The following is a 23,644-nucleotide window of genomic DNA, read 5'->3' as shown; positions in this document are numbered from 1 at the left end:
GCCCGCGCCCGGCCCCCACGGGGCCGCCGCACCGGACCACGACCCGGACATGAACGAGATCGTCGGCAGCCACGACATCCTCCTCGTCACCCTCGACACCCTCCGCTTCGACGTCGCCGCCGAACTCGCCGCCGAGGGACGCATCCCGAACCTGGCCCGCCATCTGCCCGGCGGCCGCTGGGAGCGGCGGCACGCCCCCGGCAGCTTCACCTACGCCTCCCACCAGGCGATCTTCGCCGGATTCCTGCCGACACCCGCCGCGCCCGGCCCGCATCCGCGGCTGTTCGCGGCCCGGTTCGCCGGCAGCGAGACCACGGCCGGACGCACCTTCGTCCACGACACCCCCGATCTGGTGTCCGGCCTCGCGCGGGAGGGCTACCGCACGGTGTGCGTCGGCGGGGTCGGCTTCTTCAACAAGCGGGGCCCGCTCGGCTCGGTGCTGCCCGGCCTGTTCCAGGAGTCCCACTGGGAGCCGGAGTTCGGCGTCGCCTCGCCCACGTCGTTCGAGGCCCAGGTGGCCCGCGTGGAACACGTCGTACGCGAACTCCCCCACGAGCAGCGCCTGTTCCTCTTCGTCAACGTCGCCGCACTGCACCAGCCCAACTGGTTCCACCGGCCCGGCGCGACCCGCGAGGACGGTGACAGCCGCGCCACCCACGCCGCCGCCCTGGAGTACGTGGACCGGCACATCGGCCGGCTGTTCGCCGCCGCGAGCAGTCGGCGCCGCTGCTTCGCCGTCGTCTGCTCCGACCACGGCACCGCCTACGGCGACGACGGCTACACCGGCCACCGCATCGGCCACGAGTCCGTGTGGACCGTGCCCTACGCCCACTTCTTCCTGGACCGCACCCCCGCCGAGGCCGCCCGATGACCACCACCACCGCCACCCCCGCCCGGACCGGCACCGACGTCCCGGTGAGCCCGTACCAGAGCTACGTCTACGCCTACCCGCACAAGACCGCCTACCGCCGGCTCGCCGACCGCCCCCGCCTCGACGCCCTCTGGGCCGGCGAACCCAAGGACGCCCTCTCCCTCTACCTGCACATCCCGTTCTGCGAGGTCCGCTGCGGCTTCTGCAACCTGTTCACCCGCATCGGCGCCCCCGACGGCCTGACCGGCGCCTATCTGGACGCCCTGGACCGGCAGGCGACCGCCGTACGGGAGGCGCTGGGGGAGCGCGCACCCGTGCGGTTCGCCACGGCCGCCTTCGGCGGCGGCACCCCCACCTTCCTCACCGCCGCCGAACTCCAGCGGCTGTGCGACATCGCGGAACACCGCATGGGCGCCGACCTGCGCGCGGTCCCGCTGTCCGTGGAGGCCTCGCCCGCCACGGCCACCGCCGACCGCCTCGACGTGCTGGCCACGCGCGGCACCACCCGCCTCAGCCTGGGCGTGCAGAGCTTCGACGACACCGAGGCCCGCGCCGCCGTACGCCCGCAGCGCCGCGCCGACGTCGAGGCGGCCCTCGGCCGTATCCGCGACGCCCGCATCCCCGTCCTCAACATCGACCTGATCTACGGCATCGACGGCCAGACGGAACACACCTGGCTGCGCTCCCTGGACGCGGCCCTCGCCTGGCGCCCCGAGGAGCTCTACCTCTACCCCCTCTACATACGCCCCCTGACCGGCCTCGGCCGCCGCGCCGGCGAGGCGGACCCGGCCTGGGACGGACAACGGCTGCGTCTGTACCGCCTGGGCCGCGACCACCTCCTCGCCCACGGCTACACGCAGCAGTCCATGCGCATGTTCCGCCGCGCGGACGCCCCGCCGCAGGGCGCGGACGACTACGCCTGCCAGACCGACGGCATGATCGGCCTCGGCTGCGGCGCCCGCTCGTACACAGCCGGCCTGCACTACTCCTTCGACTACGCCGTCGGCATGCACGAGATCCGCGGCATCGTCGACGACTACGTCTCCCGCCCGGCCACCGACTTCGCCCACGCCGAGTACGGCCGCCGCATCGACACCGACGAGGCCCGCCGCCGGCACCTGCTGCAGTCCCTGCTCCAGGCGGAAGGCCTCGACCCCGCCGACTACCGCGCCCGGTTCGACGGCCGCACCCCGGCGGACGACTTCCCGGCCGAGCTGTCCCGCTTCGCCGACCGCGACTGGCTGGTGGAGGACACCGGTCCCGGCGCCACGCGCCTGCGCCTGACCCCCGAGGGCCTGGCCCACTCCGACGCCATCGGCCCGGAGCTGTTCTCCCCGGCCGTGCGGGCCGCCATGGCCGCCTACGAGCGGAAGTGAGACCGCAGCCGATGGACCTGACCCTCCTCTACCGGGGCCCGCTGGCCTCCTGCGACTACGACTGCCCGTACTGCCCCTTCGCCAAGCGCCGCGACAGCCGCGAGCAACTGCGCGCGGACCGTGCCCGCCTGGAGAGGTTCGCCGACTGGGCCGACGCGCAGACCACCGACCGGCTCTCCCTGCTCTTCACCCCCTGGGGCGAGGGCCTGGTCCGCTCCTGGTACCGCAGCACCCTGACCCGACTGTCCCACCGGCCGCACATCCGCCGCGTCGCCATCCAGACCAACCTGAGCTGCCGCACCGACTGGCTGGCCGGCGCCGACCTGGACACCCTCGCCCTGTGGTGCACGTACCACCCGGGCCAGACCCCCTACGACCGCTTCCTGGCCAAATGCCGCGAACTGGACCGCCTCGGCGTCCGGTTCAGCGTCGGCGTCGTCGGACTGCCCGAGCACCTCGACGCGGCCCGGCGGCTGCGCGCCGACCTGCCCGAGAAGGTGTACCTGTGGGTCAACGCAGCCGAGGGCCACACCTACGACGACACCGAGGCCGGCGTGTGGACCGCGCTGGACCCGCTCTTCCCCTACAGCCGCCGTCCCCACGCCAGCGCGGGCCTGCCCTGCCGCACGGGGGAGTCCGTGATCTCCGTCGACGGCGAGGGCACGGTCCGCCGCTGCCACTTCGTCCGCGCCGAACTCGGCAACCTCTACGACGGCAGCTACCGGCAGGCGCTGCGCCCCCGCCCCTGCCCCCTCACCACCTGTGACTGCCACATCGGCTACGTCCACCTCGAAACGCTGCCGCTGTACGACGTGTTCGCGGGCGGTGTGCTGGAACGGATACCGGCCCCGGCCGGGTAACCGCCCGCGCCACGTGACGTGTTTGCCGCGGAAGCCAGCGGCAAGTCGGTGTCCATGAGTGAACAGAACAAGAACGCGCATCAGAAGACCACGTCCGCCCGGTCCGCCGCGACCAAGGCCCGGGAGACCGCGGACAAGGCGACCGCCCCCGCCGCCGGCAAGGCCGGTGACGCGGCGTCGACGGCCGCGTCGGGCGCCGAGCGCGCGGCCCGGGCGGCGAGCGGCGCCGCGCAGACCGCGGCCAAGGGGGTCGAGGCGGGCCGCCGCGCGGTCGTCGCCACCTCGGGCCAGGTCGCCGCCGGCGCCAAGACCGCCTGGACGGTGGTAGCCAACCGCAGGCTCGTCGCCGCCGGTGCCGCGGCCGGCCTGACCGCGCTGACCGCCGCCTCCTACGCGGTGGGCCGGCGCGCCGAACGCCACACCCACGGCCCTCTCACCCGGATGACCGGCGGCCGGATCTGACACCGGGGCGGCGGGGCGGGACGGCGCGGAGCCGGGCCCCACTCGCGCGGTGCGGCCCCGAAGAGGAAAGATGTCTCCGCAAGCGAAGAATCAACCCCTGCGGAGGAGTGGGCACATGCAGCACGAGCGAGCGGGCGGCCCGGCCGGCCCCGAGGATCTCGTCGACGTCGCTCGGCTGGTCACGGCGTACTACGCACTGCACCCCGACCCCGAGGACCCCGGGCAGCGCGTCGCCTTCGGGACGTCGGGACACCGCGGCTCGTCCCTGACGGCCGCGTTCAACGAGGACCACATCGCCGCGACCAGCCAGGCCATCTGCGAGTACCGCGCCGGCCAGGGCACCGACGGGCCGCTCTTCCTCGGCGCCGACACCCACGCGCTGTCCGAGCCCGCGCGGGTCACCGCCCTGGAGGTGTTCGCGGCCAACGGGGTCACGGTGCTCATCGACGGCGCCGACGGCTACACCCCGACCCCGGCGGTCTCGCACGCGATCCTCACCCACAACCGGGGCCGCGCCACGGGCCTCGCGGACGGCGTCGTCGTCACCCCGTCCCACAACCCGCCCGCCGACGGCGGGTTCAAGTACAACCCGCCCAGCGGCGGCCCCGCGGGTTCGGACGCCACCGGCTGGATCCAGGACCGGGCCAACGACATCATCCGCGGCGGCCTCGAGGACGTCCGCCGCATCCCGTACGCCCGCGCCCTCGCCGCACCCGGAACCGGCCGCTACGACTTCCTCGGCACCTATGTCGCGGACCTGCCGAACGTGCTGGACCTGGACGCGATCCGCGCGGCCGGCGTACGGATCGGCGCCGACCCGCTGGGCGGGGCGTCCGTCGCGTACTGGGGCCGGATCGCCGAACAGCACCGGCTCGACCTCACCGTGGTCAACCCGCTCACCGACCCGACCTGGCGGTTCATGACGCTGGACTGGGACGGGAAGATCCGGATGGACTGCTCCTCGCCGCACGCGATGGCGTCCCTCATCCGGCAGCGCGACCGCTTCGACATCGCCACCGGCAACGACGCGGACGCCGACCGGCACGGCATCGTCACCCCGGACGCCGGGCTGATGAACCCCAACCACTACCTCGCCACGGCGATCGGCTACCTCTACGCGCACCGCGAGCAGTGGCCGTCCGCGGCCGGCGTCGGCAAGACCCTGGTGTCCTCCGCGATGATCGACCGGGTCGCCGCCGACCTGAAGCGCGAACTCGTGGAGGTGCCCGTCGGTTTCAAGTGGTTCGTGGACGGACTGGCCGGCGGCACCCTCGGCTTCGGCGGTGAGGAGTCGGCCGGGGCCTCCTTCCTGCGCCGGGACGGCTCGGTGTGGACCACCGACAAGGACGGCATCATTTTGGCGCTGCTCGCCTCCGAGATCACGGCCGTCACCGGGAAGACGCCCTCCGCGCACTACGCCGCCCTCACCTCCCGCTTCGGCGAGCCCGCCTACGAGCGGATCGACGCCCCGGCGACCCGCGAGGAGAAGGCCCGCCTGGCGAAGCTGTCTCCCGCCCAGGTCACCGCGGACACCCTGGCCGGGGAGGCGGTCACCGCGGTGCTCACCGAGGCGCCGGGCAACGGCGCGTCCATCGGGGGCATCAAGGTGGCCACGGACAGCGCCTGGTTCGCCGCCCGCCCCTCCGGCACCGAGGACGTGTACAAGATCTACGCCGAGTCGTTCCAGGGTCCCGAGCACCTCCGCCGGGTGCAGGAGGAGGCCAAGGCCGTGGTCCTCGCGGCACTGAGCGACTGAGCCGCACCCCGCACGGGCACGCCCCGGTCACCCGCCACGGTGGCCGGGGTGCGTCAGCCGGTCCGGACGCCGGGGGCGGACGGGGCCGGGGAGGTGAGTTCCGGCGACAGGGACGTCGCCGTGGGCAGCTCCGCCGGCATCTCCTCCGACTGCTGCAGAACGGTGTCGCCGGGCGCCTCGGCCGGTGTGCCCGCACCGGTGGACAGCTGCGACCACGCGCCCAGCGCCAGGGCGATCGCGGCGGCCGTGCCCACCACGCGGCCGATACGGCGCAGCCTGGCGCGCCCGTCCATCTCCCGCCAGGACGGGCCCTCCCACGGATCGTTCGGCTGCCACAGATCACCGACCGCCTCGACGCCGGCGTCCCCCCGCGCCGCACCGCCGTCGGCGTGCGGCCGCGTCCGCTGCAGCGCGGAGGGCTCCCTGGGGGCGGTGGCCCGGATGGCGTGCTCGTTGTCGGTGAGGAACCGCTGCCAGACCTCCTCGGGAAGCGACGGCGTACCGTCCCGCTCCTCCGGCGTTCCGCCGTCGTCCGGCCTCTGCGCGGTCACGTCCGTTCATTCCTTTCGAGGATCCCGCCAGGATCATTGCACAGCGCAAAAACGAATGAACAGCGGCCCGCGGAACCGAACATACGGCTGAGACGGTGCGGCCCGGGTGCGGACTCGATCGGATAAAGGTCCGCCCGGGGGAGCACGGAGCGGCCGACCCTTGCATAGGCTAAAGGTGGGGGAGGGGCGTCTGCGGAGGAATCGGGCGGCTCTCGAGTGCCCTCGACACCGCTGGAGCAGGACATGACCGACGAGAAACCGCCATCGAGCCGGCGGGCGCTGTCCGCGCTGTCCTGGATGCCGTTCGTGGTGATGGCGGTGATCGCGGTCGTCGACGTCGTGGCCGGTCCGGGAGTCGGGCTGCTCCCCCTGGTGTCGCTGGGGCCGGCCTTCGCGGGCCTGGTCGGCGGCTGGCGCCGCACGGCGGTGATCGGCGTACTGGCGCTGCTGCTCTGCATCGGGCTGGGCCTGTACAACGAGCTGTTCCCGGCGCGCCGCGGCTACACCGCCATGGCGTCGGTCGCCGGAGTCACCGGCGTCGGTATCGCCGCCGCGGTGATGCGCTCGCGCCGGGAGGCGGAACTGGCCAGCGTGCGGTCGATCGCCGAGGTCGCCCAGCGGGTGCTGCTGCGGCCGGTGCCGCTGACCGCGGGGCCCGTGCAGGTGGCCGTCTCCTACACGTCCGCCGTCGCCGAGGCGCGGATCGGCGGTGACCTCTACGAGGTGGTGGCCTCGCCGCACGGCGTCCGGGTCATCCTCGGCGACGTGCAGGGCAAGGGCCTGGCCGCCGTGGAGACGGCCGCCGTGGTCCTCGGCGCCTTCCGGGAGGCCGCCTACGACGAGCCGGACCTCGTCAAGCTGGGCGAGCGGGTGGAGCGCAGCGTGGCCCGGGAGCTGGAGGGCGAGCGGTTCGTCACCGCGATCCTCGCGGAGATCGGCGCAGGACAGGAGGTCGTCCTCCTCAACTACGGCCATCCGGCCCCGATGCTGCTGCGCCGCGACGGCGGCACCGACTTCCCGGAGCCGCCGTCGTTCGCGCTGCCGCTGGGCCTGTCCGCGCACGGCGCCGAGGGACCGGAGCCCTACCGGGTGGCGTTCGCCCCGGGCGAGCAACTGCTGCTCTATACCGACGGCGTCACCGAGGCCCGCGACCGGGACGGGCGCTTCTACCCGCTGGGCGAGCGCACGCACCTGCTGAAGGAACCCGACGCGCACCACGCCCTGGAGGCCCTGCGCGAGGACCTGGTCCAGCACACGGGAGGACCGCCCGGCGACGACGCCGCGATGCTCCTCCTGCGCTACCACCGCCACCAGGACGTGGAGTCCGCGCCCACCGGGTGAACGGTCGGCGATCACCGCGAGGTACAAAGGACACATGCATCGGGAGGAGCCCCCCGGCGGGGCCAGGGACGACGTCGAGGCGGTCACCCGTGCGGTGCTGACCGCCTCACGGCTGCTGGTGGCGGTGTCCGCGCGCTCCCTCGCCGCGGTCGAGGACCGGGTGACGCTGCCGCAGTTCCGGATGCTGATGGTGCTCTCCACCCGCGGCGCCACCAAGCTGGTCACGCTCGCCGACCTGCTCCACGTCGCCCCGTCCACCGCGATGCGCATGGTCGACCGGCTGATCGCGGCCGGCCTCGCCGACCGGCAGACCAACCCCGCCAACCGCCGGGAGACCCTGCTGCGGCTCACCGACGAGGGCCGGCACACGGTCGAGGACGTCACCGCGAGGCGCCGCGCCGAGATCGCCGCGATCGTCGAGCGGCTGGCCCCACGACAGCGGGCGGCACTGGTCGGCGCCCTCACCGCGTTCAACGAGGCCGGCGGCGAGCCCCCCGCCACCGAACCGCAGCCGTACCCGCTCGGGTGGGCGGTGGACGACGGACCGTGACCGGCACCGCCCAAATCTGCATGCTAGGTTCGCATTTGAAAGGCGGCCGCGGACGGCCGCCGCGTCCACGCACCCGGGACGGTGACACCCCATGACCTCAGAAAGCAGCGACGATTCCGGCGAGGACATTCCGCTCCCGCGGGTCCTGTGCGACACGGCCGCCCTCGACGGCGCGGCCGCCGGCGCCCTGTGGCGGCTCGCCGAGCCGGGCCGCCAACTCGACGCCAACGTCGTACGCATCCCGCCCGGACAGGGGGTCGGCACCCACCGCGAGCCCGACCTCGACGTCCTCCTGCTGGTCCTCGCCGGCCACGGCACCCTCACCGCCCCCGACGGCCCCCGCCCCCTCCCCGCGGGCACCCTGACCTGGCTCCCGCACGGCTCCACCCGGAGCCTCACCGCCGGTCCCGAGGGCCTGACGTACCTGACCGTCCACCGCCGCCGCCCCGGCATGCGGATCCAGCGCCGGGACCCGGCACTTCAACAACCGTGATCACCGCGGCCACAAACTGATAACAGCGGACAACTCCTGAACGACTTATGCGGTCTAGGCCGCTATGAAGATCTCTTTTCTGATCCACAACGCCTATGGGATCGGAGGCACGATCACCACCACGTTCAACCTGGCGGCCGCGCTGGCCGAACGGCACGAGGTGGAGATCGTCTCGGTGTTGAGGCACCGGGAACACCCCAATCTCACTCCGCACCCCGGAGTACGGCTGCGGGCGCTGGTGGATCTGCGGAGGGAGAAGGACCACCCGCTGCACGGCAGACCCGCCAAGGTGTTCCCCACCGCCGAGTACCGCCACCACCAGTACAGCGAACTGACGGACCAGCGGATCGCCGAGTGCCTGGCGGACATCGACGCCGACGTCGTCATCGGCACCCGGCCGGGACTCAACGTGCACCTCGCCCTCCAGGCCCCGGAGCACGTCGTACGCGTCGGCCAGGAGCACCTCACCCTCGACAACCATCCGCCCGCGCTGCGCGCCGCGCTGCGCCGCGCCTACCGCCGGCTCGACGTGCTCACCACCGTCACGGAGGCCGACGCCGGCTCCTACCGGCGCAAGATGCGGCTGCCCGGCGTGCGGGTGGAGGCCCTCCCCAACAGCGTCCCCGACCCCACGCTCCCCACCGCCGACGGCACCGCCAAGGTCGTGGTGGCGGCCGGCCGGCTGGTCCCCGTCAAGCGGTTCGACCTGATCATCGAGGCGTTCGCCCGGGTGGCCGCCGAACACCCCGACTGGCAGCTGCGCATCTACGGCAAGGGCGAGGAACAGGACCGGCTGCGCGCCCTGATCGAGAGCCTCGGCCTGTGGAACAACGTCTTTCTCATGGGCGCGGCGATCCCCATGGAGGCCGAGTGGGTCAAGGGCTCGATCGGCGTGGCCGCGTCGAACTTCGAGCCGTTCGGCATGACCCTCGTCGAGGCGATGCGCTGCGGCCTGCCCTTCGTCAGCACCGACTGCCCCTACGGACCCGGCGAGATCATCAAGGACGGCGAGGACGGCCGGCTGGTGCCGGTCGGGGACAGCGCGGCCTTCGCCACGGCCCTCCTGGACCTGGTACGCGACGACGAGCGCCGCCGCCGCATGGGCGAGGCGGCCGTGGCCAACGCGCACCGGTTCGCCCCCGGCCCGGTCGTCGCCCACGCCGAGCGCCTCTTCCAGGACGCGATCGAGGCCCGGAGCGGCGGACGGCACGGCACCCCGGAGCACGGCGGAATCCAGCACACCCTCGTCAGCCGGGGCCACGCCGCCCGCGACCTCGCCCGCGCCGCCGCGTCGAACGCGCTGCGCACCGTACGGAAGGGACGCCGATGAACACGGCCCCGCGCACCCACTGTTCCGTCGACGCCGACGGCCGGATCACCTTCCGTCTGCGGCCACCGACCGCCACACACCCCCGGCTGCTGCTGGTGCTGCGCCCCAAGAAGGGCCGGCCCGAGGAGACGACCCGCACCCTCGACCTCGAACCCCACGGCGACGAAGGAGAGTTCCGCGCCGTGCTGGAGGCGCTGCCCCGGCTCGCGGAGGGCCGCTGGGACACGTATCTGCTGCCCGGTCCGGACGCCGGACGGGAGCGGCTGCGCCCCGGCCCGCGGGACCTGCGGGCGCTCGTCGACGGCGGCTCGCGCGAGTGGCCGTCACCGGTGGCCGTCCGGGTGCCGTACACCACCAAGGACGGCTTCCTCGCGATACGGACCTGGCTGCGCACCGCCCACACGGAGGCGGGCCCCGTGGAGATCGCCGACGGGACGATGACGGTCCGCGCCCGGCTGCACGGAGCCGAACTCTCCGAAGGGGCTCAGGCGGTGCTGCGGTTGCGGGGCACCAAGGACACCCTGCACGGCGTCCCGGTACGGCCGGCAGGGGACGGCGGCTTCGCCTTCACCGTCGCCTGCGAGGACCTCGTGGCCTCCGACAGCCGGATCTGGGACGTCTTCCTCCGCCCCGCCGCCGACGCGCCGCTCACCAGGGTCGGCCGCCTCCTCGACGACGTGGCGGACCGCAAGGCGGTGTTCGTGTACCCGCGGGTCACCGCGGGCGGGTCCGCGGTGCGCCCCTACTACACCGTCGACAACGACCTCGCCGTCGAGGTGACCGCCCTCGGCTGAACGGTCGTACTCCCTCACCGTCCAGCCGCTCCCCGCCCCGGACGCGACGGTCGGCGTCCCCGCGGGGAAGGCGGGAGAATCCGGTGGCCGGCCGGGTCGCTCGACCACCGGCCAGCCCGGGGCCGGACATCCGGCGGGCCGCTGTCGCCATGCCGGGGCGGCAGCCGTGACGCTCCGGGCAGGGGGACGGCCCGCGCACGGAGCGCGAGCACCGGATCACCGGCCGCGCGGCCCGGGACTCCGCCGCCGGCTCCGTCCGACCGGGTCCCGCGACCCCGACCGATCGTTATGATGCCCGTATCGTTCAAACGAACATCCTGATGCGGGGAGGGGCCTCATGCGGGAGCCGGTCGAGCTCAGGAGACAGCGGATCCTGGCCGCCGTCGAGTCCCGGGGTTCGGCGCGGGTGAGCGACCTCGCCGCCGAACTCCAGGTGTCGGTGGTGACGGTGCGGCGGGACGTGGAGGAGCTGGCCCAGGAGGGCCGGCTGCGGCGCGGTCACGGCGTCGTGCGCTCCGCCCTCGCCGCCCAGGACCTGCCGGCGGCACCGGCGCCGGACGGTGACGCGGTGGCCGTCGTCGTCCCGGAGCGCCACACCTACCTGTACGAGTCCCTGCACGGCGCCCGCTCGGTGCTGGAGGCGGCCGGCAAGCGGATCGCGCTGCACATCGCGCCGCAGGTGGCCGGCGCCGAACGGCCGCTGGTGGAGCGGGCCCTCGCGGACGGCGCCACGGGCCTGCTGCTCGCCCCGCGCTGGCGCACCCGGGCCGACGAGGAGGGCGACTACGGCTGGCTCGCCGCGCTGGACGTGCCCGCGGTGCTGATGGAGCGGCGCCCCCGGCCGGGCAGCGCGCTGCACGCGATGGACTCGGTCTGCTCCGACCACGCCTACGGCGTCCACCTCGCCGTGCAGCACCTGGTCGGGCTCGGCCACCGGCGGATCGTGTTCGCCACCCGCGACGACAGCCCCACCGCGCGCACCCTGCGGTCCGCGTGCGCCCGGATCGCCGACGCGCATCCGCTGGTGGAGGAGTGGGCGTGGACGCTGTGCGCCCCGGAGGCCGGCCAGGACGGGCCGTACACGGCACAGGAGACGGCGGACCTGTCCGCGCTGCTGCGCAAGGTGGGGGCCACGGCGGCGGTGCTGCACGGGGACGTGGACGCGCTGATGCTCGTACAGCAGCTCGCGGACAACGGCGTACGGGTGCCGGGGGACTGCTCGGTCGTGGCGTACGACGACGTGGTGGCCGGGCTCGGGACCACGCCGCTGACGGCCGTCGCCCCGCCCAAGGCCGAGGTCGGACGGGCCGCGGCCGAGCTGCTGCTCCGGCGGCTCGACACCCCGCGCGGCGGCGGGGGACCGGTGCGACGGACGGAACTGCTGCCGACGCTGAGCGTGCGCGGATCCACCCGGGCGCGGGCCGGCGTCACCGAATGAACGCGATGACCGAGATGAACGCGATGAGCGTTTGAACGTTTCATTTTCTTCTGATCGATCTATTGACCGTTTGCCGGTCGAGCGTTGAGGATTCCCGTGTCCCGAACAGGCGTGTCCCCCGACACGCAGGAGCCGCGGGAGGCGCCATGCCCGGACGACCCAGCCGTCGGTCCGTGCTCGCCGCGATGGCCGCCGTACCCCTGACAGGAGCCGTGAGCGCCTGCAGCGGGGGGAACGGTGCCTCGTCGGCGCGCACGGGCTCCACCACGCGCATCACCTTCTGGTCCGCCCTGCGCGGCAGCCAGGAAGTGGTCGACGCGTTCAACCGCACCCACCGGACCGTCCAGGTGGAGTTCCAACAGATCCCCTCCGGCGGGCAGGGCGGCTACGCCAAACTCAGCAACGCCGCCCGGGCCGGCAACGCGCCCGACGTCGCCACCATCGAGTATCCGCAGGTCCCCGGGTACGCCATCGACGGCGTCGCCCGCGACATCACCGACCTGGTGAGTGACGGCCTGCGCCGCAAGCTGCTGCCGCAGGCGCTCGGGCTGACCACCTTCGAGGGCCGGGTGTTCAGCGTGCCGCTGGACGTCGAGCCGATGGTGATGCACTACCGCGCCGACCTGTTCGACCGCTACGGGCTACGCGTCGCGCGCACCTGGGACGAGTTCGCCGAACAGGCCGCGACCGTGCGCCGCGAAGCACCCGACCGGCGGCTGGTGCTGTTCCCCACCGACGGCATGACCCAGTTCGCCGCGTACGCCTGGCAGGCCGGCGCCCACTGGTTCGACACCTCGCGCGGCGCCTGGAACGTCTCCCTCGCCGACGCGCCCTCCCGGAAGGTCGCCGACTACTGGCAGCGGCTCATCGACCGCGACGACGTCTTCGTGAACGCCGTCGAGAGCCGGCAGTCCGACGCCCAGATCGGAGGCGGCCTGGTCCTCACCCGGCTCAGCGGAGCCTGGGACGCCGGCGCGCAGATGAACGCGCGGCCCGGACAGAAGGGCCGGTGGCGGATCGCGCCGCTGCCGCAGTGGGACACCGGCAGCCCCTCCGTCGGCACGCACGGCGGCTCGACGTTCGCGGTCACCAAGGACAGCCGGTACCCCGAGGCCGCCATGGAGTTCATCGAGTGGCAGGTCTCCCACCCCGACGCCCTGCGCGCCCGCCTCTCCAGCGGCAGCAGCAGCCAGTACCCGGCCGCCCCCGGCCTCGTCCCCGTGGGCCGGGACGCCTTCGACCGGTCGTACTACGGCGGGCAGGACGTCTACACCCTGTTCGAGCAGGAGGCCGAGAAGATCGGCGGGAACTGGCTCTGGGGACCGCGGATGAGCGCGACCCAGAAGGTCATGCAGGACTCCTTCGCCCGCGTCGGAGGCGGCCAGGGCACCCTCGTCGAGTCCCTGCGCACCGCCCAGGAGGGCACCATGCCCGACCTCAAGGCCCTGGGCCTGTCCACCACCCAGCACAGCACCTGAGCCGACGAAAGGCAGGTGACACCCCATGACCACGACCACCCGGCACCGGGTGCCGGCCGGCACACCCGGCGCCACCGCACCGGCGCCCTCCGCCTCCGGCCCGCGCGCCCGCAGGGCGGCGAAACGACGTCAACTGACCGCCTGCGGCGTCCTCATGACGCCGTTCTTCGCCCTGCTGGTCACCGTCTTCCTGATCCCCGTCGGCACCGCCGTCCACCTCAGCTTCTACAGCGACGACCAGCCCGGCCTCGGCTTCGGCCCCGAGCGCACCGTCTTCGTCGGCCTGCGCTCCTACGCCGCCGTCCTGACCGACCCCACCTTCCTGAGCGGGCTCGGCACCGTCGCCCTGTACTGCCTGATCTACATCCCGCTCATGGTCGTCGGCGCGCTCGCGCTCGCCCTGCTGCTGGACTCCGGCGTGGTCCGGCTGCGGGCCTTCGCCCAGCTCGGCCTGTTCCTGCCGCACGCGGTGCCCGGCATCATCGCGGCCCTGATCTGGCTGTACCTCTACACGCCCGGCATCAGCCCGGTGATCGAACTGTTCGCCGAGGCGGACATCACCATCGACTTCCTCGGCATCCACACGGTGATCCCGTCCATCGTGAACATCGCCCTGTGGAGCAACCTCGGCTACAACATGGTGGTCTTCTACGCGGCCCTGCAGGCCGTGCCCCGCGAGGTGATCGAGGCCTCCGTGGTGGACGGCGCGGGACCGGTGCGCACGGCGCTCCAGGTCAAGACGCCCCTGGTGCGCGCCTCCGTCGTGATGGTCGCGATCTTCACCCTGATCTGGGCGCTCCAGCTCTTCACCGAGCCCATGCTGCTCAGCCAGTCCTCCCCGATGATCAGCGCCCGGTTCTCGCCGAGCATGTACATCTACGACGCGGCCTTCACCCGCAACAACTACAGCCTCGCGGCGGCCGCCTCGGTCGTCCTGCTCGTCTGCACCATCGCCCTGTCCTACGGCGTCACCCGCTTCACCAGCCGCGCCGACGTCTCTCAGGAGGCCCGATGAGCGCCATCGACAGCTCCCTGCTCCGCCCGAGGCTGCTGGGCCGCGCCACCGTCAACGCGGTCGTCGCGATCTCCGTCCTCTACACGCTGCTGCCGGTGCTGTGGCTGGTACTGGCCGCCTCGAAGAACCGCGACGCGCTGTTCGGCAGCGACCTGCTGTCCCTGAGCGACTTCTCCTTCCTGCGGAACCTGGAGGACCTGTTCGCCATGGACGGCGGGCTGTACGGCCGCTGGTACGCCAACAGCCTGCTGTACGCGGTCCTCGGCGCCGCCCTCGGCGCGCTGGTGAGCGTCGCCTGCGGCTACGCCTTCGACAAGTACCGCTTCCGGCACAAGGAGAAGCTGTTCGGCCTGGTCCTCGCGGCGGTCATGGTGCCGCAGACGGTGCTCGCGCTGCCGCTGTACCTGATGGCGTCCGAGACCGGCCTGGTCAACACCTTCTGGGCGGTGTTCATCCCGGTGCTGTTCAACCCCTTCGGCGTGTATCTCGGCCGTGTCTTCAGCCGGGGCTACGTGCCCGACGAGGTGCTGGAGGCGGCGCGGGTGGACGGCGCCGGCGAGCTGACCACCTACGTCCGGGTGGCGCTCAGAATGCTCGGCCCCGGCCTGGTCACCGTCTTCCTCTTCCAGCTCACCGCGATCTGGAACAACTTCTTCCTGCCCATGGTGATGCTGTCCGACCAGGACCTGTACCCCGTCAGCCTCGGCCTGTACCAGTGGAACAGCTCCGCGTCGGTCTCGCCCGAGTACTACCCCGTCGTCATCATGGGGTCACTGCTCGCCGTGCTGCCGCTCATCCTCGCCTTCACCCTGCTCCAGCGCTTCTGGCGCAGCGGTCTGACCGCCGGCGCCGTGAAGTGACCCCGCCCGCACAAGGAGTTGCCCCGCCACCATGACCGAGTCCACGCCCGGCCCCCGCCCCCGCGCCGCACTGGCCATGTCCCCGGACGTCGCCTCGGCGGTCCTCGACACCGAGTCGCTCACGGCCCTCGCCGCGCTGTGCGACCTCGCACCGCTCCCGGTCCTGGACGACCTGACCACGCCCCGCGCCCGCACCGTGCTCGCCGACGTCGAGCTGCTGGTCACCGGCTGGGGCTGCCCGCCCCTGGACGCGGACGTGCTGCGGGCGGCGCCCCGGCTGCGGGCCGTCGTGCACACCGCGGGCAGCGTACGCGGCCATGTCACCGACGCCTGCTGGGAACGCGGCATCGAGGTGTCCTCCGCCGCCGCGGCCAACGCCGTCCCGGTCGCCGAGTACACCCTCGCCATGATCCTGCTCACCGGCAAACAGGTCCTGGAGAGCGCGCGCGACTACCGCGCCTCGCGCACCCGGCCGGACTGGCTGCGCACCTCCCGCTCGGTCGGCAACCACCGCCGTACCGTGGGCATCCTGTCCGCCTCCCTCATCGGCCGCCGGGTCATCGACCTGCTGCGCCCGCACGACGTCGACGTGCTGCTGTACGACCCGTTCGTCGACGAGGCCGGGGCGAGGGAACTCGGCGTCGAACGCGTCGACCTGGCGGAGCTGTTCCGGCGCGGCGACACCGTGAGCGTGCACACCCCGCTGCTGCCCGAGACCCGCCGACTGGTCGGCCGGGAACTGATCGACTCCATGCGCCCCGGCGCCGTACTGATCAACACCGCGCGCGGCGCGGTCGTCGACCAGGACGCGCTCGCCGACGCCGCGCTGGCCGGCCGTGTCCGCGCCGTGCTCGACGTGACCGACCCCGAAGTCCTGCCGCCCGAGCACCCGTTGTGGGAGTGCGACAACGTTCTCCTCACCCCCCACCTCGCCGGCTCCCAGGGCAACGAGTGGCGCCGGCTGGCCGATCTCGCCCTCTCCGAGATCGCGCGCTGGGCCTCCGGAGAGGGCTTCCTCCATCCCGTACGACGCGAAAGGCTGGCCTTCCTGGCATGAGCATCCCCTTCGAACTGCCCGCCGACGACCACGATGTCAGCCCCCGCACCGGATACACCCGCGCCCACTGGGAGGCCGTGGCCGACGGACTCCTCGCGGCGGCCTGGCGCTGGAGCACCCCCGGCTGCGCGCTGCTCGACCTGCCGGGGCGTCCCTCCCGCTCGGGAGTGCGCTCCGACGGACTCGAAGGCTACGCCAGGACGTTCCTCGCCGCCGCCTTCCGCGTCGCGGGCTCCGGCGGGGACGACCCGCACGGACTGCTGGAGCGGTACGCGAACGGACTCGCCGCCGGCACCCGCACCCCCGGCCGCGACGACACCGAGTCCTGGCCGCTGATCCTCGACCACGACGTACAGGGCCAGCCCATGGTCGAGTCGGCGTCCGTCGCGCTCGGCCTGCGGCTCACCGCGCCCTGGCTGTGGAAGCACCTCGACCCCGGTGTGCAGGAGCGCGCGGAGGAGTGGCTGCGGGGCTCGCTGCGGCACACCCCGGCACCCAACAACTGGTACCTCTTCCCGTACACGGTCGCCGGGTTCCTGGAGTCCGTCGGACGCGGCGACGCCGAGACGGCTGCCGCGCGGCAGCGGGCGCTGGAACTGCTGGAGAGCTGGTACCGGGGCGACGGCTGGTACGCCGACGGGGACGGACGCGCCTTCGACCACTACAACGGCTGGGCCCTGCACCTCTATCCGGTCCTCGACGCCCATCTCGCGGGCGACGGTGAGGCGTCGGCCCGCCACGGCGAACGGCTGCGCGCCCATCTGGAGGGCTACGCCCTGATGTTCGGCGCGGACGGGGCGCCGCTGCACTTCGGGCGGTCACTGACGTACCGCTTCGCCGCCTCGGCGGCCGTCGCGCTGGGCGCCGTCACCGGGCACACCCCGCTGACGCCGGGCGCCTCCCGCCGCATCGCGAGCGGCAGCCTGCGCCACTTCCTGGACCGGGGCGCGCTGACCGCCGACGGCCTGCTCGGCAGCGGCTGGTACGGCCCGCACGAGGCCAGTCTGCAGAGCTACTCCGGCCCGGCGTCACCGTACTGGGCGTCGAAGGCCTTCGTCGCCCTGCTCGCCCCCGCCGACCACGCGTTCTGGACGGCCCGCGAGGAGCCGGCACCGGTGGAGGAGTCCGACCGCGTGCTGGCGCTGCCGGCGCCGGGACTGCTCGTCCAGGCGACCCGCGCCGACGGGATCGTACGGCTGCACAACCACGGCAGCGACCATGTGCGCCCGCACGAGGGCGAGACGGCGGCCGAGGACGACCCGCACTACGGGCGCCAGGCCTACTCCACCCGCACCGGTCCCACCGCACCCGGGAACGTCGCCGACAACCACCTGTCGGTGGAGACCGGCGGCCGGTCCGGTGTGCGCCGCCGCATCCACCCCCTGGGCGCGGGACACGGCGACGGCTGGGGCTGGGCGGCATCGTGGCACCGGCCCGTGTTCGCCGGCGGTCCGCCGATGGTCCCGGGCCTGCGGGTGGAGAGCGTGACGGTGGCACACGGCCGTCACGAGCTGCGCGTGCACCGCGTCGTGGGGGCGCCGGAGGGAGCCCGCCTCACCCACACCGGCTGGGCCACCGGCCCCGAGGAGCCGCTGACCTCCGCCCTGTACGGCCTGCACGGCTGGGACGACCCGTCCCCCGGCCTGGTCCGCGCGCCCCAGGGCACGGCCTGGACCCGCTGGGCCCGCGTCCCGCGCCTCACCGGCAGGTGTGCGGGCACCTCCGTGCACGTCAGTCTGGCCTCCCTCACGGCGGACGCGGACGCCGCGCCCCTGTCGGAGGCCGTCGAGGAGGTCCGGGTGGACGACGGGACGGTCGAGGTCGTCTGGGCCGACGGCACGGCCCGTACCCGGATCACCTTCGAGCCGGTGGAGGTGCGTCACACGGAGCGGTGAGCGGCCGGGACGACGTCAGGACCGTGCGTCGTCGTCGGCCTTCGGGGCCTGTTCGGTGTTGTCGGGCGTGGTGTAGAAGACCGACGAACCCTGCTTGGTGCGCTGGGCCTGGTTGCGGGCGACCAGGCCCTCCAGGGTGCTGCGCACGACCGTGGTCTTGACGGCGCGCTCGGGGTGGGCCTGCTCGAGCGCGCCGGCGATCTCCGCCGCCGAGCGGGGCTCGCTCTGCTCGCCCAGGTGCCGGCGGACGAGCTCGACCAGCTTGGGCCCGTCCGCCTTCGCGGCGGGCGGCTTGCGCGTGGACTTCCCCGACGCGGCGGACTTCCCGGACGCGGTGCGCGTGGCGGCCGCCTTCCTCGTCCGCTTCGGCTTCTCCGCGCCCGACTTGGCGCCCGGCTCGGCCTCCGACTCGGTACCCGACTTGGCGCCACCCCTCCTGCGCGGCGCCGGCACGGTCGCACCGTCCGGCACCGTGTCGGCCTCCGGTGCGCCCCCGGCCTCCGGCGCGCCCGCCGGCTGCGACGTGCCCACGGCCTCCGGCGTGCCCACGGGCTCGGCGGGTGACCGGACGAGGCCCAGTGCCTGCTGCATGTTCACCAGAATGGTGTGGTCGTGCTGGAGCACGGTCAACTGCTCCTGCAGCGCGGCGATCTCCGCGGCGACCCGCTCCTGCTCCTTGACGTTGCGCTCCAGATCACCCGCGACCTGAGCGGAGTACTGCGACGTGAGGTCGGTGGCCGCGGTCGAGTTCTCGGACATGGCGGTGCCCCTTTCTGCCCGTTGGTTCCCTCGGTGGCCAGCCATGGTACGGCCGAGCGCGGTTGACCGTTTCTTCTGTGCGGTCATCGGTTGACGTTCTCACACGGCACGGGGGACGGCACGGGCCCAAGGAACGTTGTGTGCATGCCATTGACAAGAGGGGCGCGAGCCGGAAACTTCAATCCAGAAGCCGCAAGAAATCAACTACCCAACGCAAAAGCTGTACTTGATCGTGGCAATCCATGGCAGGAGCACCGACTGTCTGGTTGGCCACCCGTCCCAGCACCCGCCGTGGAACGAGGACTTCATGAGACGGAAGCGTTTCGGCCTACGGACGATCACCGGCCTGCTCCTGGCCGGCCTGGTCGCCGTCGGCCTCCAACCCGGTACGGCCACCGCCGCGTCGAAAGCGGTCCGCGGCCCCAACATGGCGCTCGGCAAGAGCGTCACGGCCGGCGGCTCCCACGCCGGCTACCCCGCCGCCAACGTCACCGACGGCAGCCAGTTGAGCTACTGGGAGGGCCCGGCAGGGGCCTTCCCGCAGTGGATCCGCGTCGACCTGGGCGGCACCGTCGAGGCCGAGCAGGTCGTCCTCAAGCTGCCCACCGGCTGGGAGGCCCGTACCCAGACCCTCTCCGTCGAGGGCAGCACCGACGGCTCCTCCTTCACCGCGCTGTCCGGTTCCGCCGCCCACCGCTTCGACCCCGACGGCGGCAACACGGTCACCGTGGACTTCCCCGCCCGCGACGTGCGCCACATCCGCGTCCGGGTGAGCGCCAACACCGGCTGGAACGCCGCCCAGTTGTCGGAGATCGAGGTCTACGGCGGCGACGACGGCGGCGATCCGGAGGAACCACCGGTCGACGGCACCAACCTGTCGCTCGGCAAGCCGATCGAAGCCTCCTCCACAATTCACTCGTTCGTGGCGACCAACGCCAACGACGGGCAGGTGGGAACCTACTGGGAGTCCAGCGGCCACCCCGCCACCCTCACGGTCGAACTGGGCGCCGACGCGGACCTCAGCGGTGTCGTCGTCAGGCTCAACCCCGACGCCGCCTGGGCGAAGCGGACCCAGAGCATCGAAGTCCTGGGCAGGGAACAGGCGTCGGACGGCTTCACCTCGCTGAAGGCCCGCACCGACTACACCTTCGCTCCCGGTGCGGGTGACAACACCGTCACCATCCCGGTCACCGGCCGCTACGCCGACGTGCGACTGAGGTTCACGCACAACTCCAGCGGATACGGCGCCCAGGTGGCCGAGTTGCAGGTCATGGGCGCCGCCGCCCCCAACCCCGACCTGGTCGTCTCCGACCTCACCTGGACGCCCGCGTCCCCGACCGAGACGGACGCCGTCACCGTCCGCGCGACCGTGCGCAACGCCGGGACGGCCGCGTCCGCCGCCGCCACGGTCGCTGTCAGCCTGGAGGGCGCCGTCGCGGGCAGCGCCCCCGTCGGAGCGCTCGCCGCGGGCGCCTCGACGACCGTCTCCGTGGACGTGGGCAAGCGCGCCCGGGGCAGTTACACCGTGTCCGCCGTGGTCGACCCCACGGACACCGTCCCCGAGCAGGACGACACCAACAACAGCCGCACCGCGACCGACAAGCTGACCGTCGCGCAGAGCCCGGGCCCCGATCTGGAGGTCCGGAGCATCAAGACCGACCCGGCGAGCCCCGCCACGGGCGCGTCGGTGTCCTTCACCGTCTCCGTGCACAACCGGGGCACCTCACCGGCCGCCGCCGGCTCCGTGACCCGTCTCGCCGTCGGTGACAGAACCCTCGACGGAGCCACCGGGACCATCGCCGCGGGCGCCACCGCCGAGGTCGACATCAGCGGCACCTGGACCGCCACCGGCGGCGCCAGTGTCCTCACCGCCACCGCGGACGCCACGGACACCGTCGACGAGACCGACGAGAACAACAACATCCTCACCCGGTCCATCGTCGTCGGCCGTGGCGCCGCCGTGCCGTACACCGAGTACGAGGCGGAGGACGGCACCTACCAGGGCACGCTCCTCACCGCCGACGCCAAGCGGACCTTCGGCCACACCAACTTCGCCACCGAGTCCTCCGGACGCGAGTCGGTCCGCCTCGACTCCACCGGCCAGTACGTGCAGTTCACCTCCGGCAACCCGACCAACTCGATCGTCGTACGCAACTCGATCCCGGACGCGCCGGGCGGGGGCGGCACCGAGGCCACCCTCAGCCTCTACGCCGACGGCGAGTTCGTGCAGAAGCTCGGCCTCAGCTCCAAGCACAGCTGGCTGTACGGCAACACCGACGCCCCCGAGGGACTCACCAACACCCCGGGGGGCGACGCCCGCCGCCTGTTCGACGAGTCCCACGCGCTGCTCGGTGCGACCTACCCGGCGGGCACCGTCTTCCGGCTCCAGCGCGACGCCGACGACACCGCCGCCTTCTACATCGTCGACCTGGTCGACCTGGAACAGGTGGCGCCGCCCGCCGCCAAGCCGGCCGGATGCGTCTCCATCACCGAGTACGGGGCCGTCCCCAACGACGGCATCGACGACACCGACGCCCTCCAGCGCGCCGTGACCGCCGACCAGGACGGGCGGATCGACTGCGTGTGGATCCCGCCGGGCCAGTGGCGCCAGGAGCAGAAGATCCTCACCGACGACCCGCTGAACCGCGGCCAGTACAACCAGGTCGGCATCCGCGACGTCACCATCCGCGGCGCCGGCATGTGGCACTCCCAGTTCTACACGCTGACGCCACCGCACCAGGCGGGCGGCATCAACCACCCCCACGAGGGCAACTTCGGCTTCGACGTCGACGACAACACCAAGATCTCGGACATCGCCATCTTCGGCTCGGGCACCATCCGCGGCGGCGACGGCGGAGCCGAGGGCGGGGTCGGCCTCAACGGCCGGTTCGGCAAGGACACGAAGATCAGTAACGTGTGGATCGAGCACGCCAACGTCGGTGTCTGGGTGGGCCGCGACTACAGCAACATCCCCGAGCTGTGGGGTCCGGCCGACGGACTGCGATTCAGCGGCATGCGGATCCGCAACACCTACGCGGACGGCATCAACTTCGCCAATGGAACACGTAATTCCGAGGTGGAGAACTCGTCATTCCGCAACACCGGCGACGACGCGCTCGCGGTGTGGGCCAGCAAGTACGTCAAGGACCCGTCGGTCGACATCGGCCATGACAACCACTTCCGCAACAACACCATCCAACTGCCCTGGCGCGCCAACGGCATCGCCGTCTACGGCGGCTACGGCAACACCATCGAGAACAACCTCATCCACGACACGATGAACTACCCCGGCATCATGCTGGCGACCGACCACGACCCGCTGCCCTTCTCCGGGCAGACCCTCATCGCCGACAACGGCCTGTACCGCACCGGCGGCGCCTTCTGGAACGAGGACCAGGAGTTCGGGGCGATCACCCTGTTCGCCCAGGGGCTGGACATCCCGGGTGTGGTCATCCGTGACACCGACATCCACGATTCCACCTACGACGGCATCCAGTTCAAGTCGGGCGGGGGAGCGGTGCCGGACGCCCGGATCACGGGCGTCACCATCGACAGGTCCAACAACGGGTCCGGCATCCTCGCCATGGGCGGCGCCCGCGGCAGCGCCACGCTCACGGACGTCACCATCACCGGTTCGGCCGAAGGGGACGTGCTGATCGAACCCGGCTCGCAGTTCGTGATCAACCGGTAGCGCCACCCCCGCGCGCTACTCCGTCCGGCGGGCCCGTACTCCACTCGGAGTGCGGGCCCGTCACCCGGACGGCCCCCCTCCCGCGCTCCTCCCGGGCAGCGCAGATGGGGGACTTCGGCGGACTCGCGCGGGGAGCTGACGCGATTCCGGGAAGTCGAAGTCAGGCTGAGGACATGGCTTCATCGATCGACTGCCCGCCCCGTCCGCGTCACCGTGCTCCGTACCGTGCCCTTGTCCGTGTGCGTGGCCGGGCGGTGCCGGCGGCCGTCGCCCTCGCCGTGCTGACGGCCCTGAGCGGATGCGGGGCGGACACCGGGACCACGGCGCGGGGCACCCCGGCGGCCACCGCACCGGCGGGCGGCGCACCGGGCACGGCCCACACCGCGTCCGGCGCCGCCGACGCCACGCCGGGTCCCGCCGACACCGCACAGGGCCGGCCCGGCGCCGCAGCGCGGACACGACCACCCGCCCGGATCCCCGGTCTCGGCCCCCGGACCCGGGCGTGGATCCCCGCGACCGCCCGCCAGGTGGTCGTCGTCACCGGCCGCGGCAAGGACGCCAACCGCTCGGAGGTCGTGCTGTACCAGCACACCGGCTCCGGGTGGGAGGGCGGCCCCGCATGGCCCGCGCACAACGCCCTCAAGGGCTGGACCGACGACCACTGGGCGGGCGACCTCCGCTCACCCATCGGCGTGTTCACCCTCACCGACGCCGGGGGGCTGCTGCCCGATCCCGGCACCGAGCTGCCGTACGACCGGTCGGAGGGGTTCGCGGTCGGCGGCACCGGCTTCGAGGGCGAGCCGCTGGAAGGCTCCTTCGACTACGTCATCGCCATCGACTACAACCGCGAGCCGGGCACGTCCCCGCTGGACCCGACCCGTCCGCTCGGTGCCGACCGGGGCGGCGGCATCTGGCTGCACGTCGACCACCAGGGGCCCACCCAGGGCTGCGTCAGCCTCTCGGAGCGCCACATGGAGGAACTCCTGCGCACCCTCGACCCGGACCGGCACCCGGTGATCGTCATGGGCGACGCCGACTCGCTGAGTCAGTGAGCGGCCCGCCGGGCC

At 72.9% G+C, this 23,644-nt stretch carries 20 protein-coding genes; 18 read left to right on the top strand and 2 right to left on the bottom strand.

Annotated features, from left to right (window positions below; translation table 11 throughout):
- The first annotated feature begins 49 nt into the window (after positions 1-49).
- The 5 genes from AMK33_RS28690 (at position 50) to pgm (ending at position 5,325) form a co-directional block, all read left to right on the top strand.
- Complete coding sequence (locus AMK33_RS28690; RefSeq protein WP_073935984.1) at positions 50-871, top strand: STM4013/SEN3800 family hydrolase; 822 nt, start codon at positions 50-52, stop codon at positions 869-871.
- The gene (locus AMK33_RS28685; RefSeq protein ID WP_073935879.1) at positions 868-2,247 is read left to right on the top strand and encodes an STM4012 family radical SAM protein; all 1,380 of its coding nucleotides are present in this window, start codon (positions 868-870) and stop codon (positions 2,245-2,247) included. Before AMK33_RS28690 ends, AMK33_RS28685 begins: the two co-directional genes overlap by 4 nt.
- Positions 2,248-2,258: 11 nt before the next feature.
- Positions 2,259-3,107 (top strand): STM4011 family radical SAM protein, encoded by an 849-nt coding sequence (locus AMK33_RS28680; RefSeq protein WP_073935878.1) that lies wholly within the window; start codon positions 2,259-2,261, stop codon positions 3,105-3,107.
- A 54-nt stretch (positions 3,108-3,161) separates the two neighbouring features.
- The gene (locus AMK33_RS28675; protein ID WP_107425232.1) at positions 3,162-3,569 is read left to right on the top strand and encodes a hypothetical protein; all 408 of its coding nucleotides are present in this window, start codon (positions 3,162-3,164) and stop codon (positions 3,567-3,569) included.
- A 115-nt stretch (positions 3,570-3,684) separates the two neighbouring features.
- A complete protein-coding gene (gene pgm, locus AMK33_RS28670; RefSeq protein WP_073935876.1) occupies positions 3,685-5,325 on the top strand; it encodes a phosphoglucomutase (alpha-D-glucose-1,6-bisphosphate-dependent) in 1,641 nt (546 codons plus the stop codon).
- A 53-nt stretch (positions 5,326-5,378) separates the two neighbouring features.
- Here the strand turns inward: pgm and AMK33_RS28665 are convergent, their stop codons facing one another.
- Positions 5,379-5,876 carry a hypothetical protein gene (locus AMK33_RS28665; protein ID WP_073935875.1) on the bottom strand — a complete coding sequence of 166 codons (498 nt, stop codon included), beginning with the start codon at positions 5,874-5,876 and terminating at the stop codon, positions 5,379-5,381.
- 243 nt (positions 5,877-6,119) lie between these two features.
- Here AMK33_RS28665 and AMK33_RS28660 point away from each other — a divergent pair, with 243 nt between their 5' ends.
- The 11 genes from AMK33_RS28660 (at position 6,120) to AMK33_RS28610 (ending at position 18,127) form a co-directional block, all read left to right on the top strand.
- Positions 6,120-7,217 (top strand): PP2C family protein-serine/threonine phosphatase, encoded by a 1,098-nt coding sequence (locus AMK33_RS28660; RefSeq protein ID WP_073935983.1) that lies wholly within the window; start codon positions 6,120-6,122, stop codon positions 7,215-7,217.
- A gap of 34 nt (positions 7,218-7,251) precedes the next feature.
- Positions 7,252-7,767, top strand: a complete 516-nt coding sequence (locus tag AMK33_RS28655; RefSeq protein WP_073935874.1) for a MarR family winged helix-turn-helix transcriptional regulator — start codon at positions 7,252-7,254, stop codon at positions 7,765-7,767.
- Positions 7,768-7,858: 91 nt separating this feature from the next.
- Positions 7,859-8,260, top strand: a complete 402-nt coding sequence (locus AMK33_RS28650) for a hypothetical protein (protein WP_073935873.1) — start codon at positions 7,859-7,861, stop codon at positions 8,258-8,260.
- 64 nt (positions 8,261-8,324) lie between these two features.
- A complete protein-coding gene (locus AMK33_RS28645) occupies positions 8,325-9,590 on the top strand; it encodes a glycosyltransferase family 4 protein (protein WP_073935872.1) in 1,266 nt (421 codons plus the stop codon).
- Positions 9,587-10,384 (top strand): transferase, encoded by a 798-nt coding sequence (locus AMK33_RS28640; RefSeq protein WP_073935871.1) that lies wholly within the window; start codon positions 9,587-9,589, stop codon positions 10,382-10,384. The genes AMK33_RS28645 and AMK33_RS28640 overlap by 4 nt, the downstream gene beginning before the upstream one ends.
- A gap of 337 nt (positions 10,385-10,721) precedes the next feature.
- On the top strand, positions 10,722-11,822 hold the full coding sequence (locus tag AMK33_RS28635) for a substrate-binding domain-containing protein (RefSeq protein ID WP_073935870.1): 1,101 nt from the start codon (positions 10,722-10,724) through the stop codon (positions 11,820-11,822).
- A 146-nt stretch (positions 11,823-11,968) separates the two neighbouring features.
- On the top strand, positions 11,969-13,300 hold the full coding sequence (locus tag AMK33_RS28630; RefSeq protein ID WP_073935869.1) for an ABC transporter substrate-binding protein: 1,332 nt from the start codon (positions 11,969-11,971) through the stop codon (positions 13,298-13,300).
- Positions 13,301-13,325: 25 nt separating this feature from the next.
- Positions 13,326-14,315 (top strand): carbohydrate ABC transporter permease, encoded by a 990-nt coding sequence (locus AMK33_RS28625; RefSeq protein ID WP_073935868.1) that lies wholly within the window; start codon positions 13,326-13,328, stop codon positions 14,313-14,315.
- On the top strand, positions 14,312-15,175 hold the full coding sequence (locus tag AMK33_RS28620; RefSeq protein ID WP_073935867.1) for a carbohydrate ABC transporter permease: 864 nt from the start codon (positions 14,312-14,314) through the stop codon (positions 15,173-15,175). The genes AMK33_RS28625 and AMK33_RS28620 overlap by 4 nt, the downstream gene beginning before the upstream one ends.
- A 31-nt stretch (positions 15,176-15,206) precedes the next feature.
- A complete protein-coding gene (locus AMK33_RS28615) occupies positions 15,207-16,232 on the top strand; it encodes a hydroxyacid dehydrogenase (protein ID WP_073935866.1) in 1,026 nt (341 codons plus the stop codon).
- Positions 16,229-18,127: a DUF2264 domain-containing protein gene (locus AMK33_RS28610; protein ID WP_073935865.1), complete on the top strand. Its 1,899-nt coding sequence runs from the start codon at positions 16,229-16,231 to the stop codon at positions 18,125-18,127. The genes AMK33_RS28615 and AMK33_RS28610 overlap by 4 nt, the downstream gene beginning before the upstream one ends.
- Before the next feature lie 15 nt (positions 18,128-18,142).
- On the opposite strand, the gene AMK33_RS28605 is transcribed toward AMK33_RS28610, so the two are convergent.
- Positions 18,143-18,886 carry a hypothetical protein gene (locus AMK33_RS28605; RefSeq protein WP_073935864.1) on the bottom strand — a complete coding sequence of 248 codons (744 nt, stop codon included), beginning with the start codon at positions 18,884-18,886 and terminating at the stop codon, positions 18,143-18,145.
- Positions 18,887-19,193: 307 nt separating this feature from the next.
- On the opposite strand from AMK33_RS28605, the gene AMK33_RS28600 reads away from it, so the two are divergent.
- Both AMK33_RS28600 and AMK33_RS28595 read left to right on the top strand, forming a co-directional pair.
- Positions 19,194-22,577, top strand: a complete 3,384-nt coding sequence (locus tag AMK33_RS28600) for a CARDB domain-containing protein (protein WP_073935863.1) — start codon at positions 19,194-19,196, stop codon at positions 22,575-22,577.
- Between the two features lie 173 nt (positions 22,578-22,750).
- The gene (locus AMK33_RS28595) at positions 22,751-23,629 is read left to right on the top strand and encodes a L,D-transpeptidase family protein (protein ID WP_073935862.1); all 879 of its coding nucleotides are present in this window, start codon (positions 22,751-22,753) and stop codon (positions 23,627-23,629) included.
- The last annotated feature ends 15 nt before the right edge of the window (positions 23,630-23,644 follow it).

The sequence above is a fragment of the Streptomyces sp. CB02400 genome (assembly GCF_001905725.1).
GTDB classification, from domain to species: domain Bacteria; phylum Actinomycetota; class Actinomycetes; order Streptomycetales; family Streptomycetaceae; genus Streptomyces; species Streptomyces atrovirens.
Note: the sequence above shows the minus strand (reverse complement) of the source record. Positions and strands in the feature narration are given on the sequence as shown.

Excerpts from the sequence above, each read along its gene's own strand:
- AMK33_RS28690 (WP_073935984.1), top strand. The coding sequence starts at position 50 with ATGAACGAGATCGTCGGCAGCCACGACATCCTCCTCGTCACCCTCGAC.
- AMK33_RS28685 (WP_073935879.1), top strand. The coding sequence starts at position 868 with ATGACCACCACCACCGCCACCCCCGCCCGGACCGGCACCGACGTCCCG.
- AMK33_RS28680 (WP_073935878.1), top strand. The coding sequence starts at position 2,259 with ATGGACCTGACCCTCCTCTACCGGGGCCCGCTGGCCTCCTGCGACTAC.
- AMK33_RS28675 (WP_107425232.1), top strand. The coding sequence starts at position 3,162 with ATGAGTGAACAGAACAAGAACGCGCATCAGAAGACCACGTCCGCCCGG.
- pgm (WP_073935876.1), top strand. The coding sequence starts at position 3,685 with ATGCAGCACGAGCGAGCGGGCGGCCCGGCCGGCCCCGAGGATCTCGTC.
- AMK33_RS28660 (WP_073935983.1), top strand. The coding sequence starts at position 6,120 with ATGACCGACGAGAAACCGCCATCGAGCCGGCGGGCGCTGTCCGCGCTG.
- AMK33_RS28655 (WP_073935874.1), top strand. The coding sequence starts at position 7,252 with ATGCATCGGGAGGAGCCCCCCGGCGGGGCCAGGGACGACGTCGAGGCG.
- AMK33_RS28650 (WP_073935873.1), top strand. The coding sequence starts at position 7,859 with ATGACCTCAGAAAGCAGCGACGATTCCGGCGAGGACATTCCGCTCCCG.
- AMK33_RS28645 (WP_073935872.1), top strand. The coding sequence starts at position 8,325 with ATGAAGATCTCTTTTCTGATCCACAACGCCTATGGGATCGGAGGCACG.
- AMK33_RS28640 (WP_073935871.1), top strand. The coding sequence starts at position 9,587 with ATGAACACGGCCCCGCGCACCCACTGTTCCGTCGACGCCGACGGCCGG.
- AMK33_RS28635 (WP_073935870.1), top strand. The coding sequence starts at position 10,722 with ATGCGGGAGCCGGTCGAGCTCAGGAGACAGCGGATCCTGGCCGCCGTC.
- AMK33_RS28630 (WP_073935869.1), top strand. The coding sequence starts at position 11,969 with ATGCCCGGACGACCCAGCCGTCGGTCCGTGCTCGCCGCGATGGCCGCC.
- AMK33_RS28625 (WP_073935868.1), top strand. The coding sequence starts at position 13,326 with ATGACCACGACCACCCGGCACCGGGTGCCGGCCGGCACACCCGGCGCC.
- AMK33_RS28620 (WP_073935867.1), top strand. The coding sequence starts at position 14,312 with ATGAGCGCCATCGACAGCTCCCTGCTCCGCCCGAGGCTGCTGGGCCGC.
- AMK33_RS28615 (WP_073935866.1), top strand. The coding sequence starts at position 15,207 with ATGACCGAGTCCACGCCCGGCCCCCGCCCCCGCGCCGCACTGGCCATG.
- AMK33_RS28610 (WP_073935865.1), top strand. The coding sequence starts at position 16,229 with ATGAGCATCCCCTTCGAACTGCCCGCCGACGACCACGATGTCAGCCCC.
- AMK33_RS28605 (WP_073935864.1), bottom strand. The coding sequence starts at position 18,886 with ATGTCCGAGAACTCGACCGCGGCCACCGACCTCACGTCGCAGTACTCC.
- AMK33_RS28600 (WP_073935863.1), top strand. The coding sequence starts at position 19,194 with ATGAGACGGAAGCGTTTCGGCCTACGGACGATCACCGGCCTGCTCCTG.
- AMK33_RS28595 (WP_073935862.1), top strand. The coding sequence starts at position 22,751 with ATGGCTTCATCGATCGACTGCCCGCCCCGTCCGCGTCACCGTGCTCCG.